The sequence below is a fragment of the Lysobacter capsici genome, assembly GCF_014779555.2.
GTDB lineage: Bacteria > Pseudomonadota > Gammaproteobacteria > Xanthomonadales > Xanthomonadaceae > Lysobacter > Lysobacter capsici.
In genome coordinates, this window is record NZ_CP094357.1 from 2,968,999 (window position 1) to 2,989,560 (window position 20,562).

At 68.6% G+C, this 20,562-nt stretch carries 1 protein-coding gene; it reads left to right on the top strand.

Features of this window, described 5'->3' with window-relative positions:
• The first annotated feature begins 60 nt into the window (after positions 1 to 60).
• On the top strand, positions 61 to 20,529 hold the full coding sequence (locus IEQ11_RS12400; protein ID WP_228464405.1) for a non-ribosomal peptide synthase/polyketide synthase: 20,469 nt from the start codon (positions 61 to 63) through the stop codon (positions 20,527 to 20,529).
• Positions 20,530 to 20,562: the final 33 nt, after the last annotated feature.

Below are 20,562 nucleotides of genomic sequence, written 5' to 3' on the forward strand. Positions count from 1 at the left end.
CGGTGCGTGGAATTACCGATTTCTTTTTGCTCGTGGTCGAGAATGGAGTCAGCCGTGGTCATGCCTTCGACGTGTTCTTCACTGGCGCAGCTGCTGCGCCGTCACGCGGAGGATGCGCAACACAGCGGACGCATCGCGTTCCGATTCCTGGCCGACGGCGAGGGCGCCGGCACCGCGCTGGACTACGCCGGCCTGGATCGCGAAGTCGCACGGGTGGCGGCGGGATTACAGCGCGTGACAGCGTGCGGCGACCGCGTGCTGTTGCTGGTGCCGCCGTCGCTGGATTACATCGTCGCTTTCCTGGCCTGCCTGCACGCGGGCCTGGTCGCGGTGCCGGCGTATCCGCCGGGCAATCGCCGCACCTTGCCGCGCTTGCGCGCGATCTTCGACGATTGCCGGCCCGCGGCCTGCGTCGTCCTGGACGATGAGGTCCGCGAACGGTGCGTGCGCGAATTCGGAACCGCCGCCGCGTCCGTCGCCTGGATCGATCCGCATACGCTGCCTGCGCCCGCGGACGATGCCGGATGCGAGCCTTACCCGGCCGTGGAATCGACGCCCGCGGTGCTGCAATACACCTCGGGTTCGACCTCCGCGCCGAAGGGGGTGATCGTCACCCACGGCAATCTGATGGCCAATTGCGCGGCCGCGGTGGCGCGCTACGGCATGACCCGCGACGACGTCGTGGTGTCGTGGTTGCCGCCGTTCCACGACATGGGCCTGGTCGGCGCCATCGCTTACCCATTGTTCGCTGGTGCCGGCTGCGTGCAGTTCCCGCCCGCGGCGTTCATGCGCCGGCCGCATCGTTGGTTGCGCGCGCTGTCGGACCATCGCGCCACCTTGACCGTGGCGCCGAATTTCGCTTACGCGTTGATGGCCGAGCGCGCGGACGATCCGTTGTTGCGCGCGATCCGCCTGGACAGCGTGCGCGTGGCCGTCAACGGCGCCGAGCGCATCCGTCCCGATACCTTGCGCCGGTTCGCCGACGCCTACGTCGATCGTGGGTTCGCGCCGAACGCGTTGACCCCCGCGTACGGACTGGCCGAAGCCACCTTGCTGGTCGCCGCGCGATTGCGCGCGCCCGGTGAGCCGCTGCGCACGATCGTCCTGGATCGCCGCGAACTGGCGCGCGGACGCGCGATCGTCGCCGCCGGCGATGACGGCATCGAACTGGCCAGCGTCGGCACGCCGGCGGGCGTGCATGTGCTGATCGCCGATCCGATCAGCGGCCTGGCCTCGCAGGACGCGTGCATCGGCGAGATCCTGGTCCGCGGTCCTTCCGTCGCGGCCGGTTATTGGGACCAGTCGGCGGGCACGCGCGAGAGTTTCGCCGAACGCGACGGCGAAACATGGCTGCGTACCGGCGACCTGGGCTTCGTGCACGAAGGCGAGCTCTACGTCGCCGGTCGCTCGAAGGAACTGCTGATCTTGGGCGGACGCAACCTTTATCCGCAGGACATCGAGCAAACGGTGGCCACGGTGGAACCGGCCTTCAGCGCGGATGGCTGCGCCGTGTTCGCGCTCGAGGACGAAGACTCCGGTGCGTTGGCCATCGTCCAGGAGATCTCCGGCGCGAGCGCGGTGGACAGCGTCGATCTGGCGGCACGCATCCGCGCCGCGCTGGCCGAGGCGCACGACCTCTACGATCTCGCCCGCGTCGTCCTGGTACGCGCGGGCCATTTGCCGCGTACCTCCAGCGGCAAAGTCCAGCGCGGCCGGTGCCGCGATCTGCTACGCGAAGGTGCGTTCTCGGCGGTGTGGGAATGGCGGGTAGAGCAAGCGTCCGACGCGCCCGCCGATCCGGATTCGCTGGCCGAAGACGCCGTGACGGAGCGGGTCGCCGGGATTGTTGCCGACGTCCTCGGCGCCGTGCCGGAGGATAGGCACCAGGACCTGTTCGCATTCGGCCTGGATTCGATCCAGGCCAGTATGTTGATCGCGCGCTTGCGCGAAGCGTTCGGGGTGGACTGCACGCCGGCGGACCTGTTCGCATCGCCGACGCTGGCCGGGCTTGCGCGCATCGTGCAGCTGGCGCAGCGAAGCAATGGCGACGCGTTGCCGTTGGCGGACCGCAGCTTGCCGCTGCCGTTGTCGTGGTCGCAGCAGCGGCTGTGGTTTCTGGACCGGCTGGATGCGGCAGCCGGCGCGGCGTATCACATCGCGGCGGGCGTGCGTCTGCGCGGCGCGCTGGATGAGGCGGCGTTGACGCGGGCGCTGGATCGGATCGCCGAGCGGCACGAATCGCTGCGCACGGTGTTCGAACACGGCGTGGACGGCCCGGTGCAGGTGGTGCGGGCGGCGACCGGGCTGGCATTGGAGCGGCAGGATCTGCAAGCGATTTCAGCGCCGCAGCGCGAGGCGGCGCTGGCGCAGGCCTGTAGGGAGTATGCGTCGGCGCCGTTCGACTTGTCGATGCACCCGCCGGTGCGTGCGCTGCTGCTGCGTTTGCAGACTGACGAACATGTGCTGGTGTTGGTGCAGCATCACATCGTGTCCGACGGTTGGTCGCAGGGCGTGCTGGTGCGCGAACTGGGCGCGCTGTATGCCGCGTATGCACAGGGCCGGCCTGATCCGTTGCCGGCATTGCCGCTGCAGTACGCCGACTATGCGGCCTGGCAACGAGCACGGCTGTCGCAGGCCGACAGCGCCGATCAGGTCCAGGCGTGGTGCGAGCAACTGCGAGGCGCGCCGGAATTGCTAGCGTTGCCGACCGATCAACCGCGACCGTCGTTGCAGAGTTATCGCGGCGGCCTTCTGTCGGTGCGTCTGGATGCGGGCCTGACGCGGCGCCTGCATGGGCTGGCTCGGGCGCACGGAACGACGCTGTACACGGTGCTGCTGGCGGGCTGGAGCGCTCTGCTGTCGCGACTGAGCGGGCAGGACGAGGTGGTGGTGGGTTCGCCGGTAGCCAATCGGCCGCGGGTGCAACTGGAAGGGCTTATCGGATTTTTCGTCAACACCCTGGCGCTGCGCACGCGAGTGGAAGGCGCGACCACGGTGGCGGAATTGCTGGCACAGGTTCGTGCGGCGAGCATGGCCGCTTACGAACATCAGGAGGTGCCGTTCGAACGCGTGGTCGAGGCGCTGCATCCGCAGCGCAGCCTGAGCCACAGCCCGGTGTTCCAGACGCTGCTGAGCCTGGACAACACACCGGAGCGGACGCTGGCGTTGCCTGGGTTGGAAGTCGAGGCTTATGCGGTGTCGCATGGCGCGACCCAGTTCGACCTGAGCCTGACGTTGCGGGAAGAAGGGCAGGAACTGAGTGGTTTGATCGAGTATTCCAGCGATCTGTTCGACGCGGACACCATCGCGCGCTGGTCGCGATGGCTGGAGCGTTTGCTGGACGGCATGGCGCAATCGCCGGATGCGACGGTGTCGTCGCTGGCGCTGCTGGACGAGGACGAGCGCTCGCAACTGCTGCAAGCAAGCGCCGGTCCCTCGACCGAGCAGTCGCCGCAGACGCTGGTAGATCTGTTCGAGTCGCAAGTCGCGCGCACGCCCGACGCGGTGGCGCTGCGCAGCGGCGAAGCACAGTTTAGCTATGCGCAACTGGAAGCCGCATCCAACCGAGTCGCGCATGCCTTGATCGAGTTGGGCGTGGTGCCCGATACCTGCGTGGGTCTGTGCGCCGAACGCGGGATCGAACTGGTGGTCGGCCTGCTGGGCATCCTGAAGGCCGGTGGCGCCTATGTGCCGCTGGATCCGGGCTATCCACGCGAACGCGTGCTGCAGATGCTGGAAGACGCCGCACCGATCGCGGTGGTGAGCGCCGGCGGCGCAGCCGCGCGGCTGGGCGTGGACGCGGTTGCGGTACTGGAAGTGCAAGACACCGCCGGCAGCGCGCAGTCGCATGCGCCGAACGTGACATTGCGCCCCGACCACCTAGCCTACGTGATCTACACCTCCGGCTCCACCGGCCGACCCAAGGGCGTGGCGATCGAACACCGCAATACCGTCAATCTGCTGGCCTGGGCGCATAGCGCGTTCGCGCCAGAGGAGCTGGCCCGCACGGTCTGCTCGACCTCGGTCAATTTCGACCTGGCCGTATTCGAACTGCTGGTGCCGCTGACCCAGGGCGGCAGCGTGGTGCTGGTGGAGGATTTGCTGCGCGCTGGCGCGCAACTGGAAAGCGCGACCTTGGTCAACACGGTGCCGTCGGTGTTGAAGGCGGTGCTGGACGCGGGTGGCCTGCCGGCCAGCGTGCGCGCGGTGAACCTGGCCGGCGAACCGCTCAAGCGCGAACTGGTCGAGCAGGTGTTCGCGCAGACCCAGGCGGCGCGGGTGGCGAACCTGTACGGCCCGACCGAGACGACGACGTATTCGACCTGGGTCGCGATGCCGCGCTCGGCAGGCTTCGTGCCGGGGATCGGCGCGCCAATCGCGAATACGCGGGCCTACGTGGTGGACGAACACGGCGAACTGGTCGCGCCGGGCGTGGTCGGCGAGTTGTGGCTCGGCGGCGCGGGCGTGGCGCGTGGTTATCTGCATCGTCCTGAATTGACCGCCGAGCGCTTTATCGACGATCCATTCGTGCTTGGCGGCCGGGTTTATCGCACCGGCGATCTGGTCCGGCGACGCAGCGATGGCGGGCTGGATTACCTGGGCCGCAACGATTTCCAGGTGAAGCTGCGCGGCTACCGGATCGAGTTGGGCGAGATCGAGGCTGCGTTGCAGGCCTGTCCGGGCGTGCGCGACGCGGTGGTGGTGGCGCGCGGCGACGCGGGCTCGGAGCGGACGCTGGTGGCGTACTTGCAAGGCGACGCGATCGAAGCATCGGCATTGCGTGGCCAACTGCAGTCGCGTCTACCTGAGTACATGCTGCCGTCGGCGTTTGTACACGTAGACCAGTGGCCGCTGACCCCGAACGGCAAGCTGGACCGCGCGGCGCTGCCGGCGCCGGAAGGCGATGCGCATGCGCGGCAGGTGTACGAAGCGCCCGAAGGCGACGTGGAGCAGGCGCTGTCGCAGCTATGGACGGAGTTGCTGGGCGTCGAACGGGTCGGCCGCCACGATCACTTCTTCGCCTTGGGCGGACATTCGTTGCTGGCCGTGCGGTTGCAGGCGCGGGTGCACGAACGCCTCGGCGTTGAGTTGCCGCTGCGCGAAGTATTCGCCGAACCGACCTTGGCCGGTCAGGCGCGGCGGGTGCAGGCTGGCGCCGGCAGCGGATTGCCGGCGATCGCGCCGGCCTCGCGCGAGGATCGGTTGCCGTTGTCGTGGTCGCAGCAACGATTGTGGTTCCTGGACCGGCTGGATGCGGCGGCCGGCGCGGCCTACCACGTGGCCGCGGGCCTGCGCCTGCACGGCGCGTTGGACGAGTCGGCGCTGGAACGTGCGCTGGCGCGGATCGTCGAGCGTCACGAGGCCTTGCGCACGCGTTTCGAAGACGTGGAAGGCGAGCCGGAGCAGCGGATCGAGCCGGCCGCGGGTTTCGCGCTGCGACGCGTGGATCTGTCGGCGCTGCCGATGCAGTCGCGCGCGGCCGCGCTGGACGCGCAGATGCGCGAGGAGGCGCAATCGCGTTTCGATCTGTCGCGCGGACCGTTGATCCGCGGGCGTCTGCTGCGATTGGAGGCCAACGAGCATGTGCTGCTGGTGACCCAGCACCACATCGTGTCCGACGGCTGGTCGCTCGGCGTGCTGGTAGAGGAACTGCGAGCGCTGTACGCGGCATTCGCACAGGGCCTGGACGATCCGCTGCCGCCGTTGCCGGTGCAGTACGCCGACTATGCGCTGTGGCAACGCGGCTGGCTCAGCGGCGCGCGCTGGGAAGCGCAATCGCGCTACTGGCGCGAGCAGTTGCGCGGCGCGCCGGAGTTGCTGGCGCTGCCGACCGATCGGCCCCGCCCCCCGGTGCAGAGCTATGCCGGACGGATGCATGCGGTACGGTTGGATGCGGCACTGACGAAGCGCCTGCGCGCATTAGCGCAAACCCATGGTGCGACCTTGTACATGGTGCTGCTGGCGGGCTGGAGCGCCTTGCTGTCGCGATTGAGCGGGCAGGGCGAGGTGGTGGTGGGCACCGCGGTGGCCAACCGTCGCGACAGCCGTCTGGACGGTCTGATCGGATTTTTCGTCAACACCCTCGCGCTGCGGCTGGAATTGCAGCGCGACAGCACCACGGCGCAGTGGCTGGACAGCGTGAAGCAGGTGGCCCTGGATGGGTTCGTGCATCAGGACGTGCCGTTCGCGCAGGTGGTCGAATCGATGGCGCCGGAGCGCAGCCTGGGCCACAACCCGCTGGTGCAGGCGATGTTCGTGCTGCAGAACGCGCCGCGCGGCGGCGATCCGTCGCTGCATGGCTTGCGGGTGGAGCGGATCGCGATTCCGCACACGACCACGCAATTCGATATCTCGTTGTCGCTGAGCGAAACGCAGGACGGGTTGAGCGGGGCGATCGAGTACGCCAGCGATCTGTTCGATGCGGACACCGTGGCGCGCTGGTCGCGGTGGCTGGAACGTTTGCTGGACGGCATGGCCCGATCGCCGAATGCGGCGGTGGCGTCGCTGGCATTGCTGGACGAGGACGAGCATGCGCAACTGCTGCAAGGCAGCGCCGGTCCGTCGGCGGAACAAACGCAGCAGACGCTGGTGGAATTGTTTCAAGCGCAGGTTGCGCGCACGCCCGACGCGGAGGCGCTGCGCAGCGGCGCGGCGCGGTTGAGTTATGCGCAGCTGGACGCCGCATCCAACCGCGTGGCGCATGCGTTGATCGATCTGGGCGTAGTGCCCGACACCCGCGTGGGCCTGTGCGCCGAACGCGGGATCGAACTGGTGGTCGGCCTGCTGGGCATCCTCAAGGCCGGCGGCGCCTACGTGCCGCTGGACCCGGGCTATCCGCGCGAACGCGTGCTGCAGATGCTGGAAGATGCCGCGCCGGTCGCGGTAGTAAGCGCTGGCGGCGCCGCCGCGCGACTGGGCCTGGACGGCGTCGCGGTGCTGGACGTGGAAGCCACCGCCGACAGCGCGCAGTCGCACGCGCCGCAAGTGGCGTTGCGCCCCGACCACCTGGCTTATGTGATCTACACCTCAGGTTCCACCGGCCGCCCGAAGGGCGTGATGGTCGAGCACCGCCAATTGCTGCACCTGTGGCAAGGAATGCGCGAACGCGTATTCGACGAATTGCCGCCGGCGCTGTGTGTGGCGCTCAATGCCAGCGTGTCCTTCGATGCCTCGCTGCAGGCGCTGGTGCAACTGGGGTCGGGCCACACCGTTTGCATCGTGCCCGCGAACGTGCGCGCCGATGCCGGGCGCATGCTGGACTTCCTCGATACCGAAGCAGTGTCGGTATTCGACTGCACGCCATCGCAACTGGACCTGTTGATCCACGGCGGCCTGTTCGAACGGGCGCTGCCGCGATTGCGCGCGATCCTGGTCGGCGGCGAAGCGTTTCCGGCCACGGCGTGGAAGCGCGCGGCCGCCGCTCCGGTGGCTTGTTACAACGCCTACGGTCCGACCGAATGCACGGTCAACAGCACGCTGGCGCGGGTCAGCGCCGAACACGGTCCGCATCTGGGCGAACCGCTGCCGGGCGTGCAGGCCTATGTGGTGGAAGCCGATGGAACCCTGGCCGCGCCGGGTGTGGTCGGCGAGCTGTGGCTCGGCGGCAACGGCGTGGCGCGCGGTTATCTGCATCGCCCCGAGTTGACCGCTGAACGCTTCATCGACAACCCGTTCGGCGAGGGTCGGTTGTATCGCAGCGGCGATCTGGTGCGGCGTCGCGCCGACGGCCGGCTCGATTACCTCGGCCGCAACGACGATCAGGTCAAGCTCCGCGGCCACCGCATCGAACTCGGCGAAATCCAGGCCTGCCTGCGCGAGGTCGAGGGCGTTCGCGACGCGCTGGTGACCGTGGTGCGCGATCGTGACGGCGAGCCGCGCATCGCCGCCTACGTCGTTCCCGATCCCGCGGCCGCGGACGCCCGCGCGGCGGATGCGCAGGTCGAGCAATGGTCCGGCATCTTCGACGAGCAGGCCGACGAGGACGGCGGCGACGGTTCGGACAGCTTCGATACGGTCGGCTGGAACAGCAGCTACACCCGCGACGCGATCGCGGACGAGGCCATGCGCGAGTGGCTCGACACCACGCTCGCGCGGATCCGCGAACTGCGCCCGCGGCGCGTGCTGGAAGTCGGCTGCGGCACCGGCCTGCTGCTGCAGAACCTGGCCGCGGACTGCAGCCGTTACGTCGGCACCGACCTGTCGGCGCGGACCGTGGGCAAGCTCGCCCGCCGCATCGCCCGCGATCCGGCCATCGCCGCGGTCGCGCGGGTAGGCGCGGCGCCGGCGCACGACTTGTCGGCGGTGGAAGAACGTTTCGATACCGCCATCCTGAATTCGGTCGCGCAGTACTTTCCCGATGCGGACTATCTGCAATGCACGCTCGAGGCGATGCTGTCGCGGCTTGAGCCGGGCGGCCGCCTGTTCGTCGGCGACATCCGCCATTGGGGCCTGGGCGAAGCTTTCCATCTGTCGGTCGCATTGCATCAGGCCGCCGCTGGCGCCCGCGATGCGCAGATGCTCGAGCAGGCGCGGCGGCGAGCGATCGCCGATCGCGAACTGCTGGTCGATCCGGCCTGGTTCCTGTCCTTGCGCAGTCGCTATCCGCAGATTCGCGACATCGAGATCCTGCCCAAACTGGGCGAGCGGCATACCGAAATGGCGGCGTTCCGCTACGACGTCGTCATCCACACCCATGCATCGAGCAGTCACGACGATGCATCCGCCGACGCCACGCCGCCGCTCGACTGGCGCGATTGGCGCAGCACCGCCGCGTTGACCGAGATGCTCGACGCGGCCGCCGCCGATCCTTCGTCGATCGTCGCCGTACGCGGGATCGCGCACCCGTGGGTCGCGCCGTTCGCGCGCATGCTCGAACAGCGACGGGTCATGCCCGGCTTCCTGCCGTACCGGCCGCAGGCCGAGAGCGACGACGACAGCCTCGGCATGCTGCCCGCGCGGCTGGCGGCGATGTGCGCGCAGCGCGGACTGGCGTTGCGATTGAGTTGGGCCGACAGCGGCCGCGACGGTCGCTACGATGCCGCGATCGGCGCGCAGGCGAAGCTGCAAGCGCTTACGGGCGCCGCGTTTGCGTCCTCGCCGCTGCCGTCGTCGGGCCTGCACAGCTGGCCTTTGCTCGCGGCCGCATGCGCCGACCTGCCGCTGCGCCTGCGCGCCGCGTTGGCGCGCCAGTTGCCCGACTACATGCTGCCCTCGGCGTTCGTGCCGATGGTGCGCTGGCCGCTGACAGCGGGCGGCAAACTCGACCGCGCGGCGTTGCCGCCGCCGGACGAGGATGCGCTGGCGCGGCGCGCCTTCGTCGAACCCGCCGACGCCGCCGAGGCCACGCTGGCCGGGTTGTGGCGCGACTTGCTCGGCATCGAGCGGATCGGGCGTCACGATCATTTCTTCGAGATCGGCGGCCATTCGCTGATGGCGGTGCGGCTGGTGGCGCGCATCGAAGAAGCCCTCGGCGTGCAGCTGCCGCTGCGCGAAGTGTTCGAACATCCCACCCTCGCGGCCATGGCGGCGCAAGCGGGCCAGGCCCGCGCCGGAGGTCTGCCGGCGGTGTCGCCGGTCGCACGCGATCGCGATCTGCCGTTGTCGTGGGCGCAGCAGCGGCTGTGGTTTGTGGACCGGATGGATCCCGAGGGCGCCGCGGCGTATCGGATGCCGGGCTGGTTCAGACTCGAGGGTGAGTTGGATATCGCCGCGCTGGGCCGCGCTCTGGACGCGCTGGTGGCGCGACACGAAACCTTGCGCACCCGTTTTCCCGCCAACGACGGGATCGCGCGTCAGCACATCCTGCCGGCGGAATCGGGATTCGCGCTGCGGCGGATCGACCTGTCGCACTTGCCCGAAGACGAGGCCTGGGCACAGGCGCGCACGGCTTGCCTGGATGAGGTCCGGCGCGGTTTCGACCTCGCCGTGGACACGCCCATTCGCGGTCTGTTGGCGCGCATTGGCGAACGCAGCCACGGCTTGCTGGTCCTTCAGCATCACATCGCTTCGGACGGATGGTCGGTGGCGATCCTGACGCGCGAATTGTCGGCGCTGTACGCGGCGTTCGCCGCCGGCCGGCCCGATCCGCTGCCGCCGTTGCCGGTCCAGTACGCCGACTACGCGGTGTGGCAACGCGAGACCATGCCCGCGCACTCGCACGAAGACCATCTGGCGTTCTGGCGAACGCACTTGCAAGGCGCGCCCGAGCGGCTCGACCTGCCGACCGACCGTCCGCGTCCGGCGTCGCCGAGCACGTGCGGCGGCGAAGTGATCCGCTGCCTAGATACGCGCCTGGCCGACGCCGTGCGCGGCTTCGGCGCGGCCCGCGGCATGACCTTGTTCATGACCGCGTTGACGGGGTGGGCCGCGCTGATGGCGCGCCTGAGCGGACAGGACGATATCGTCGTCGGAACGCCGATCGCGAATCGGGTCAGGGCTGAGTTGGAGCCGCTGATCGGCTTCTTCATCAACAGCCTGCCGCTGCGCTTGCGCCTGAGCGCCGAAGAAACCTTCGAAGGGCTGGCCCGGCAAGCGCGGGCGACCGCGCTCGATGCCTACCGGCATCAGGACTTGCCGTTCGAACAGATCGTCGAAGCCGTGCGGCCCGAGCGAGGCGAGGCCAGCCATGCGCCGCTGTTCCAGACCATGCTGCTATGCCAGAACATGCCGCGCGCCGAACTGGCGCTGCCCGGCATCGAGGCGACGGCGCTGGCGCCGCTGGAGATCGGCGCCAAGTGCGATTTGACCGTGTACGTCAGCGACGACGACGGCCGGATCGAACTGCGCTACGAGTACGCGGCCGACCTGTTCGACCCGGCCAGCATCGAACGCTGCGCGGATCACTTCGAGGCCTTGCTGCTGACGATGACGCAGGCACCGGAAACGGCGATCGTGTCGGCGCCGCTGGCCGCGCGCGTTCGCGCCGACGAGGCTGTCGCCACGCAGGTTGAGCAAACCGATGTCGATGCGCGGGCGTTGTCGCCGCACCAGCAGCGGCTGTGGTTCATCGAGACCTTCGAGGCGGGCAGCCTGTATCCCTCCAGCCCGACTTATCACAATCTGCCGTTGCTGATGCGCCTGAGCGGCCGGGTCGATGCCGATCGCCTGCGCGCCGCGGTCGCGCGGGTCGTATCGGCGCAGCCGGCGCTGCGCACGCGCATCGTCGCCGAGGACGGACGCGTGGGGCAGCGCTTCGTCGACGATGATCGGATACCGTGGTCGCAAGTCGACACAGACACTGACCCGATCGACGCGGCCCTGGCCTGGGCCGCCGAGCCCATGCCGCTGGGCGAGGGCGCGCTGCTGCGCTCGCGGCTTTATCGTGACGGCGCGCAGCGCAGCCTGCTCGCGCTCAGCGTTCACCATATCGTCGCCGATCGCGCCGCGCTGATGCAGATCGCGAATGCGATCGTGCAGGCCTACGACGGCGAGCCGATCGCGACGATCCAGACCGACGAGTACCTGGCCAGACTGCATCGCGATTCGCAGGCGCCGCTGACCTTCGAACCCGCCGCGCTGTACTGGCGACGGCAACTGCGTGCGCCGCTGCAGGCGGTCGAGCTTCCGCTCAATCGCCCGCGGCCGACGGTGCATACCTACACCGCCGCGCGCATCGACTTCCGCATCGACGCCGCCGTGGCGGCCGCGGTGCGCGCGACCGCCGCGCGCATCGGCGGCGACGAGGCCGCCGTGGCCAATGCCGCGTTCGCCGCGCTGATCCGCCGGTATGCCGGGCACGAGGACATCGTGTTCGGGACCAGCGCCGCCGCCGAGCCCGCCGCGCTGGGCCCGTTCGCCAATCTGCGGGTGATCCGCCAGCGCATCGGCACCGATACCCGCGTCGCCGCGTTGTTGGACGATAGCGCGCGGGTGCGCGCACAGGCCGATGCGCACGCGCAGGTTCCGTTCGACCGTCTGGTCCAATGGCTGGCGCCCGAAAAGGACATGAGCCGCACCGCGCTGTTCGATCTGCTGTTCCAGTTCGAGCGCGCCCCGAGCGTGCGGCAGGGCGCCGAGTTCGCCGTGCGTACCGTCGAGACCAACCTGGGCTACGGCAAGAACGATCTGCATCTGCTGGTCAGCGACGAAGGCGACGGCTATGCCTGCCATCTGGTCTACAACGCGGACTTCTTCGACGCGTGGATGGCGGATCAGATCGCTGGCCATTACGCCGCGCTGTTGCGCGAGATCACCGGCGACGGTTCGCGCACGGTCGATGCCCTGCCGTTGCTGTCCGCGGCCGAGGTCGAGCGGCAACGCGGGCTGGCCCAAGGCGCGCGCGCCGATTACCCGCATACGCAGACCTTGCATGGCCTGATCGCGCGTCAAGCCGAGCAGGCGCCCGATCGCGTCGCGCTCATCGACGGGCGCGGCGGCCTTACCTATTCGGTGCTGGAAGCGCGCGCCAACCGACTGGCGCGGCTGTTGCGCGCGCGCGGCGCCGCGCCAGGCGACCGCATCGGCCTGCTCGCAAGCCGTTCGGTCGAGGCGGGCGTGGCCATTCTCGCCATCCTCAAGGCGGGTTGCGCCTATGTGCCGCTCGATCCCGATGCACCCGCCGAACGCATCGCGTTCGCCCTGGACGATGCAGGTGCGCGCCTGGCGGTGATCGCGGGCGACGCGAATGCGCAAGGGCTGCCCGCGCACTGCGAGGCGGTGGCCAGCGACGATACGGGCCTGGCGGAACTGTCGGATGCGGCGATCGGCGAAGACGTGCAAGCCGATGCCGATGCCTATGTGATCTATACCTCCGGTTCGACCGGACAGCCCAAGGGCGTGCCGATCACGCATCGCAACGTCGTGCGACTGCTGATCAACGATGCACTGCCGTTTCGCTTCGATCCGGACGATGTCTGGTCGGTGTTCCACTCGTTCGCGTTCGACTTCTCCGTCTGGGAATTGTTCGGCGCGTTGCTGCATGGCGCCCGCGCGGCGATCGTGCCGGGTGCGTTGCGGACCGATCCGCCGGGCTTCGCCCAATGGCTGGCGGCGAATCGCGTCAGCGTGTTGAGCCAGACGCCGTCGGCGTTCCAGGCGCTGTCGCGCATGCTGCCCGATGCGATCGATTTCTCCGCCCTGCGCTATGTGGTGTTCGGCGGCGAGTCGCTCAATCCGAGCAAGCTGGCGCCGTTCCATCAGCGCCATCCGTGGGTCGCGCTGGTGAACATGTACGGCATCACCGAAACCTGCGTGCATGTCACCTTCAAGTACCTGGGCGCGGCCGAACTGGCCAGCGCCGACAACAACGTCGGACAGCCGATCCCGACCACGCGGGTGTATATCCTGAGCCAGGATCGCCGGATGCTGCCGTACGGCGCGACCGGCGAGATCTACGTCGGCGGCCTCGGCCTCTCGCGCGGCTATCTCAATCGGGATGCATTGACCGCCGAGCGTTTCGTCGCCGATCCGTTCGAGCCCGGACAGGTCCTGTACCGCTCCGGCGATCTTGGACGCTTTCTCGAGAACGGCGATATCCAGCACCTGGGGCGGATCGACCAGCAGGTGCAATTGCGCGGTTTCCGCATCGAGCCGGGCGAGATCGAAGCGGCGCTGTTGCGACTGCCCACGGTCGCGCAGGCCGCCGTCATCGCGCGCGGGGATCGCTCCGGCGATCTGCGCCTGATCGCCTACATCGTGCCTTCGGGCTCGGCGCAACTGGACCTGTCCAGCCTGGACGTGCCCGGCCTGCGCGCCGCGCTCTGCGCAAGCCTGGCCGAGTACATGGTGCCGTCCGCATTCGTGCCGATGGCCGCGCTGCCGTTGACCCGCAACGGCAAGCTCGATACCGACAGGCTGCCGGCGCCCGATCGCGATGCGGTCGGCGCGCTCGCCTACCAGGCGCCGCAAGGCGAGGTCGAGTCCGTCATCGCCGAGGTCTGGATGCAGTTGTTCGATCTGCCGCGGGTCGGCCGCCACGATCATTTCTTCCGCCTCGGCGGCCATTCGTTGATGGTGGTGACCTTGATCGAGCGGCTCGCCCAGCGCGGTTTGCGGCTGGACGTGCGCAGCGTGTTCTCGGCGCCGGTGCTGTGCGATCTGGCCGCGCTGGCGACCGAGCCTGCCGCCACGTTCGCGCAGGCCGGCGAGTCCTCGCTGCCGCGCCTGACCGATGCCGACGTGCGCGACGCCTTGATCAAGGCGCGCGGAGGTGTCGACGATCTCGAAGACGCCTATCCGCTGTCGCCACTGCAGCAAGGCATGCTGTTCCATCATCTGCGCGACGAGGGACCGGACGCATACTTGATCCGCACGCTGCTCCAGTTCGAGCGCGGCGAGGACATGACGGCCTTCGTAGCCGGACTGCAGTCGATGGTGGATCGCCACGACATCCTGCGCACCTCGGTGCATTGGCAGGGGCTGCGCGGGCCGCTGCAACTGGTGCATCGCGGCGCCCGCCTGCCGGTCGAGGCGGTGACGCCGCCGCCGGGCGTGACCGCGAAGCAGGCGCTGATGCAGGCCAGCGATCCGTCGCGGGTGCGTCTGGACCTGACCCGTCCACCGCTGCTGCGTGTCTGGACCGCGTTCGACGAAGCGTCGGGAACGTGGCTGCTGGCGATCCTCAACCATCACATCGTCAGCGATCACGTCAGCCTCGAATTGGTATTGGCGCAAGTCGCGGCGCAAATGCGCGCAGATCGCGCCGATGTCGTTCCGGCGGCGCCTTACCGCGAGTTCATCGAGTCGGTGGCCGCATCGTCGGAGGCCGCGCACGCGGCGTATTTCTCGGCGCTGCTCGCCACGGTGGACGAGATCACCGCGCCGTTCGGCGTGGCGGCGGTCGCCGATGGCGTGATCGGTGCAAGCAACGGTACGCGCCGGGTCGAGGCCGCATTGGCGGCGCGCTTGCGCGAGTGCGCGCGCGAAGCCGGGGTCAGCGCGGCGGCGGTGTTCCATCTGGCCTGGGCCCTGGCGCTGGGCGCCGCGAGCGGGCGCAGCGACGTGGTGTTCGGCACCGTGCTGAGCGGACGGCTGCACAACGCATCGCTGGCCTCGACCCCGGGCGTGTTTATCAATACCTTGCCGATGCGCGTGGACCTGGATGCGGCGTCGGCGCTCGCCGCGTTGCGCGCCCTGCACGAGCAGTTGGGCGCGCTGCTGGAGCACGAGCATGCATCGCTCGCGCTCGCGCAGCGGTGTTCGGGACTCGGCGCGGGCGCGGCGCCGTTCGCGGCCTTGATCAATTACCGCCACAGCGCGGGATTGCTGGCGGGCATCGAAGACGCGGGCGAGGGTGGCGAGGTGGACGGCGCCTTCGGCATGCGGCTGCTGGTCAGCGACGAGCACACTCATTATCCGCTGGCGTTGTCGGTCGACGATTACGGCGCGGGATTCGCGCTGAAGGTGCATTGCGCGAAGGGTATCGAGTCCGAGGCTGCGCTCGAGCGCATCGAACACGCCGTGAGGGTCCTGGTCGGCGCGCTCGAGGCCGAGACGTCCGGCGCGACGGCGATGGCGCCGTCCGCTCTGCCTACGTTGTCGGCGAGCGAGCGCAAGCGTCTGACCGCGGACTGGAACGCGACCCATCACGCGTATCCCCGCGAGGTGATGCACGCAGGATTCGAGCGCCAAGTGCTTGAGCGTCCGCAGGCGCTGGCGGTGTTGTGCGGCGATGAGCGCTGGAGTTACCAGGCGTTGAACGAACGCGCGAACCGTATTGCCTACCGGTTGCTGGCCGATGGCGTGCAGGGCGGCGACCGGGTCGGGATCCTGCTCGAGCGCGGTCCGTGGATGGTCGCGGCGGTGCTGGCGGTGGCGAAGGCCGGTGCGGCCTACGTGCCGCTGGACCCGGCGCATCCGGTGCAACGGCTGCGCGAGACATTGGATGACTGCGCGCCGCGGCGGGTGCTGTCGCAGCGATCGCTGTCGCAACATGAAGGCTTGTCAGCGGTACCGGTGCTGTGCGTGGACGAAGCCGAACGGTGGTCGGACCAGCCGGTGTGGAATCCGTCGTCGCAAGGGATCGGCGTGGACGCGCAAGCGTTGGCGTATGTGATCTACACCTCGGGTTCGACCGGTCGTCCGAAAGGCGTGATGGTCAAGCACGCGGCGGCGGCGAACCTGTTCGCGTGGGTGGAGTCGACGTTTGCGATGGGGCCGTCGGATCGGGTGCTGTTCACGACCTCGCTGAGTTTCGACCTGTCGGTGTACGACCTGTTCGGGGTGCTGTGGAGCGGCGGCAGCGTGCACGTGGCGCGTTCGGAGGACGTGCGCGATCCGGCGCGTTTGATCGAGCTGCTGCGCAGCGGGATCACGTTCTGGGACTCGGCGCCCGCGGTGTTCGCCGGTCTGGTGGGTTCGTTGACGGAGGAGGTGTCGCGCGACCTGCGGCTGGCGTTCTTCAGCGGCGACTGGATCGGCTTGGAACTGCCCGATGCGGTCCGGCGCGCATTCCCGCGTTGCGAAGTGGTGGCGCTGGGCGGAGCGACCGAAGCGACGGTGTGGTCGAACTACCACCGAATCGATCGGGTGCAGCCGCACTGGAAGAGCATTCCGTATGGCCGTCCGATCTGGAACGCGCGCTACTACGTGCTCGACGCGCGTGGCGAGCCCAGTCCGGTGGGCGTTCCGGGCGATCTGTACATCGCCGGCGACTGCCTGGCCGAAGGTTATTGGAACCGCGACGAGCTGACCGCCGAACGTTTCGTGCCCGATCCGTTCGTGTCGGGCGAACGCATGTACAAGACCGGCGACCGGGCACGGTATTGGGCGGACGGGACGATGGAATTCCTGGGCCGCAACGATTTCCAGGTGAAGATCCGCGGTTACCGGATCGAACTGGGCGAGATCGAATCGGCGTTGCAGTCCTGCGCGGGCGTGCGCGACGCGGTGGTGGTGGCGCGCGGCGAAGCGGGATCCGAGCGGATCCTCGTGGCGTATTGGCAAGGCGACGCGATCGAAGTGTCGACATTGCGTAGCCAACTGCAATCGCGCCTCCCTGAATACATGCTGCCATCGGCGTATGTGCATGTAGATCAGTGGCCGCTGACGCCCAACGGCAAGCTGGACCGCGCAGCATTGCCCGCGCCGGAAGGCGATGCGCATGCGCGGCAGGCGTACGAGGCGCCCGAAGGCGAAGTGGAGCAGGCGCTGTCGCAGCTATGGACGGAACTGCTGGGTGTCGAACGGGTCGGCCGCCACGATCATTTCTTCGCCTTGGGCGGACATTCGTTGCTGGCCGTGCGGTTGCAGGCGCGGGTGCACGAACGCCTCGGCGTTGAGTTGCCGCTGCGCGAAGTATTCGCCGAACCGACCTTGGCCGGTCAGGCGCGGCGGGTGCAGGCTGGCGGCGGCAATGGGTTGCCGGCGATCGCGCCGACCTCGCGCGAGGATCGGCTGCCGTTGTCGTGGTCGCAGCAGCGGTTGTGGTTCCTGGACCGGCTGGATGCGGCGGCCGGCGCGGCCTACCACGTGGCCGCGGGCCTGCGCTTGTACGGCGCGTTGGACGAGTCGGCGCTGGAACGTGCGTTGGCGCGGATCGTCGAGCGTCACGAGGCCTTGCGCACGCGTTTCGAAGACGTGGAAGGCGAGCCGGAGCAGCGGATCGAGCCGGCCGCGGGTTTCGCGCTGCGACGCGTGGATCTGTCGGCGCTGCCGATGCAGTCGCGCGCGGCCGCGCTGGACGCGCAGATGCGCGAGGAGGCGCAATCGCGTTTCGATCTGTCGCGCGGACCGTTGATCCGCGGGCGTCTGCTGCGATTGGAGGCCAACGAGCATGTGCTGCTGGTAACCCAGCACCACATCGTGTCCGACGGCTGGTCGCTCGGCGTGCTGGTAGAGGAACTGCGAGCACTGTACGCGGCATTCGCACAAGGCCTGGACGATCCGCTGCCGCCGTTGCCGGTGCAGTACGCCGACTATGCGCTGTGGCAACGCGGCTGGCTCAGCGGCGCGCGTTGGGAGGCGCAATCGCGTTACTGGCGCGAGCAGTTGCGCGGCGCGCCGGAGTTGCTGGCGCTGCCGACCGATCGACCCCGTCCCCCGGTGCAGAGCTATGCCGGACGAATGCATGCGGTACGGCTGGATGCGGCGCTGACGAAACGTCTGCGCGCATTGGCGCAAACCCATGGCGCGACCTTGTACATGGTGCTATTGGCAGGCTGGAGCGCATTGCTGTCGCGATTGAGCGGGCAGGGCGAGGTGGTGATCGGTTCGCCGGTTGCCAACCGGCCACGGGTGGAGCTGGAAGGGCTGATCGGCTTTTTTGTCAACACCCTGGCGCTGCGCACGCGGGTGGAGAATTCGACCACGGTGGCCGCATTGCTCGCGGACATCCGCCAGACCACCCTGGCTGCCCACGAGCATCAGGATTTGCCGTTCGATCGCGTGGTCGATGCGGTGCAGCCCTCGCGGACGCTGGGCCATGCGCCGATCTTCCAGACCCTGCTGGTGCTGGACAACACGACGGACAAACCGGCGGCGGCGCTGCCCGGCCTGCGCGTGGAGGCGCTGTCGATTCCGCATGCGACCACGCAATTCGATATCTCGCTGTCGCTGACCGAAACGCAGGACGGGCTGAGTGGGTCGATCGAATACGCGAGCGATCTGTTCGACGCGGACACCATCGCGCGCTGGTCGCGATGGCTGGAGCGTTTGCTGGACGGCATGGCGCAATCGCCGGATGCGACGGTGTCGTCGCTGGCGCTGCTGGACGAGGACGAGCGCACGCAACTGCTGCAAGCAAGCGCCGGTCCCTCGACCGAGCAGTCGCCGCGGACGTTGGTAGATCTGTTCGAGTCGCAAGTCGCGCGCACGCCCGACGCGGTGGCGCTGCGCAGCGGCGAAGCACAGTTGAGCTATGCGCAACTGGAAGCCGCATCCAACCGAGTCGCGCATGCCTTGATCGAGTTGGGCGTGGTGCCCGATACCTGCGTGGGTCTGTGCGCCGAACGCGGGATCGAACTGGTGGTCGGCCTGCTGGGCATCCTGAAGGCCGGTGGCGCCTATGTGCCGCTGGATCCGGGCTATCCACGCGAACGCGTGCTGCAGATGCTGGAAGACGCCGCACCGATCGCGGTGGTGAGCGCCGGCGGCGCAGCCGCGCGGCTGGGCGTGGACGCGGTTGCGGTACTGGAAGTGCAAGACACCGCCGGCAGCGCGCAGTCGCATTCGCCGAACGTGACATTGCGTCCCGATCACTTGGCCTACGTGATCTACACCTCCGGCTCCACCGGCCGACCCAAGGGCGTGGCGATCGAACACCGCAACACCGTCAATCTGCTGGCCTGGGCGCATAGCGCGTTCGCGCCAGAGGAGCTGGCCCGCACGGTCTGCTCGACCTCGGTCAATTTCGACCTGGCCGTATTCGAACTGCTGGTGCCGCTGACCCAGGGCGGCAGCGTGATGCTGGTGGAGGATTTGCTGCGCGCTGGCGCGCAGTTGGAAGGCGCGACCTTGGTCAACACGGTGCCGTCGGTGCTGAAGGCGGTACTGGATGCGGGTGGCCTGCCGGCCAGCGTGTGCGCGGTGAACCTGGCCGGCGAACCGCTCAAGCGCGAACTGGTCGAGCAGGTGTTCGCGCAGACCCAGGCGGCGCGGGTGGCGAACCTGTACGGCCCGACCGAGACGACGACGTACTCGACCTGGGTCTCGATGCCGCGTTCGACGGGCTTCGTGCCGGGGATCGGCGCGCCGATCGCGAATACGCGCGCTTGCGTGGTGGACGAACACGGCGAGCTGGTCGCGCCGGGCGTGGTCGGCGAGTTGTGGCTCGGCGGCGCGGGCGTGGCGCGTGGTTATCTGCATCGTCCTGAATTGACCGCCGAGCGCTTTATCGACGATCCGTTCGCGATGGGCGGCCGTGTTTATCGCACCGGCGATCTGGTCCGGCGTCGCGGTGACGGGGGCCTGGATTACCTGGGCCGCAACGATTTCCAGGTGAAGCTGCGCGGCTATCGGATCGAACTGGGCGAGATCGAGGCTGCGTTGCAAGCCTGTCCGGGCGTGCGCGACGCGGTGGTGGTGGCGCGCGGCGACGCGGGATCGGAGCGGGCCTTGGTGGCGTATTGGCAGGGCGACGCGATTGAAGCATCGGCATTACGCGGCCAACTGCAGTCGCGTCTGCCCGAATACATGCTGCCGTCGGCGTTTGTACACGTGGATCATTGGCCGCTGACCCCGAATGGCAAACTGGATCGCGCGGCGCTGCCCGCGCCGGAAGGCGATGCGCATGCGCGGCAGGTGTACGAAGCGCCCGAAGGCGAAGTGGAGCAGGCGCTGTCGCAGGTGTGGACGGAGTTGCTGGGCGTCGAACGGGTCGGCCGCCACGATCACTTCTTCGCCTTGGGTGGTCATTCCCTGTTGGTGGTGCGTTTGCAGGCCATGATCGAACGCCGCTTGCAGCACCGCCTGACCATGGTGGAGCTCTTCACCCATACCACCGTCGCGCAACTGGCGGCGTTTATTCGCGACGGCGATCGCGAGGCCGGTCGATTGACCGACAGCGACCGCCGCGGCGAGCAGCGACGCGAAGCCTTGCGTCGCCGCCGCGGCAGGCGTGCATCGGCCGAACACGAAATCGAATTGGAAGATTGAACTCAGGACCGTGCGACCGCGCGCGGTCGTGGC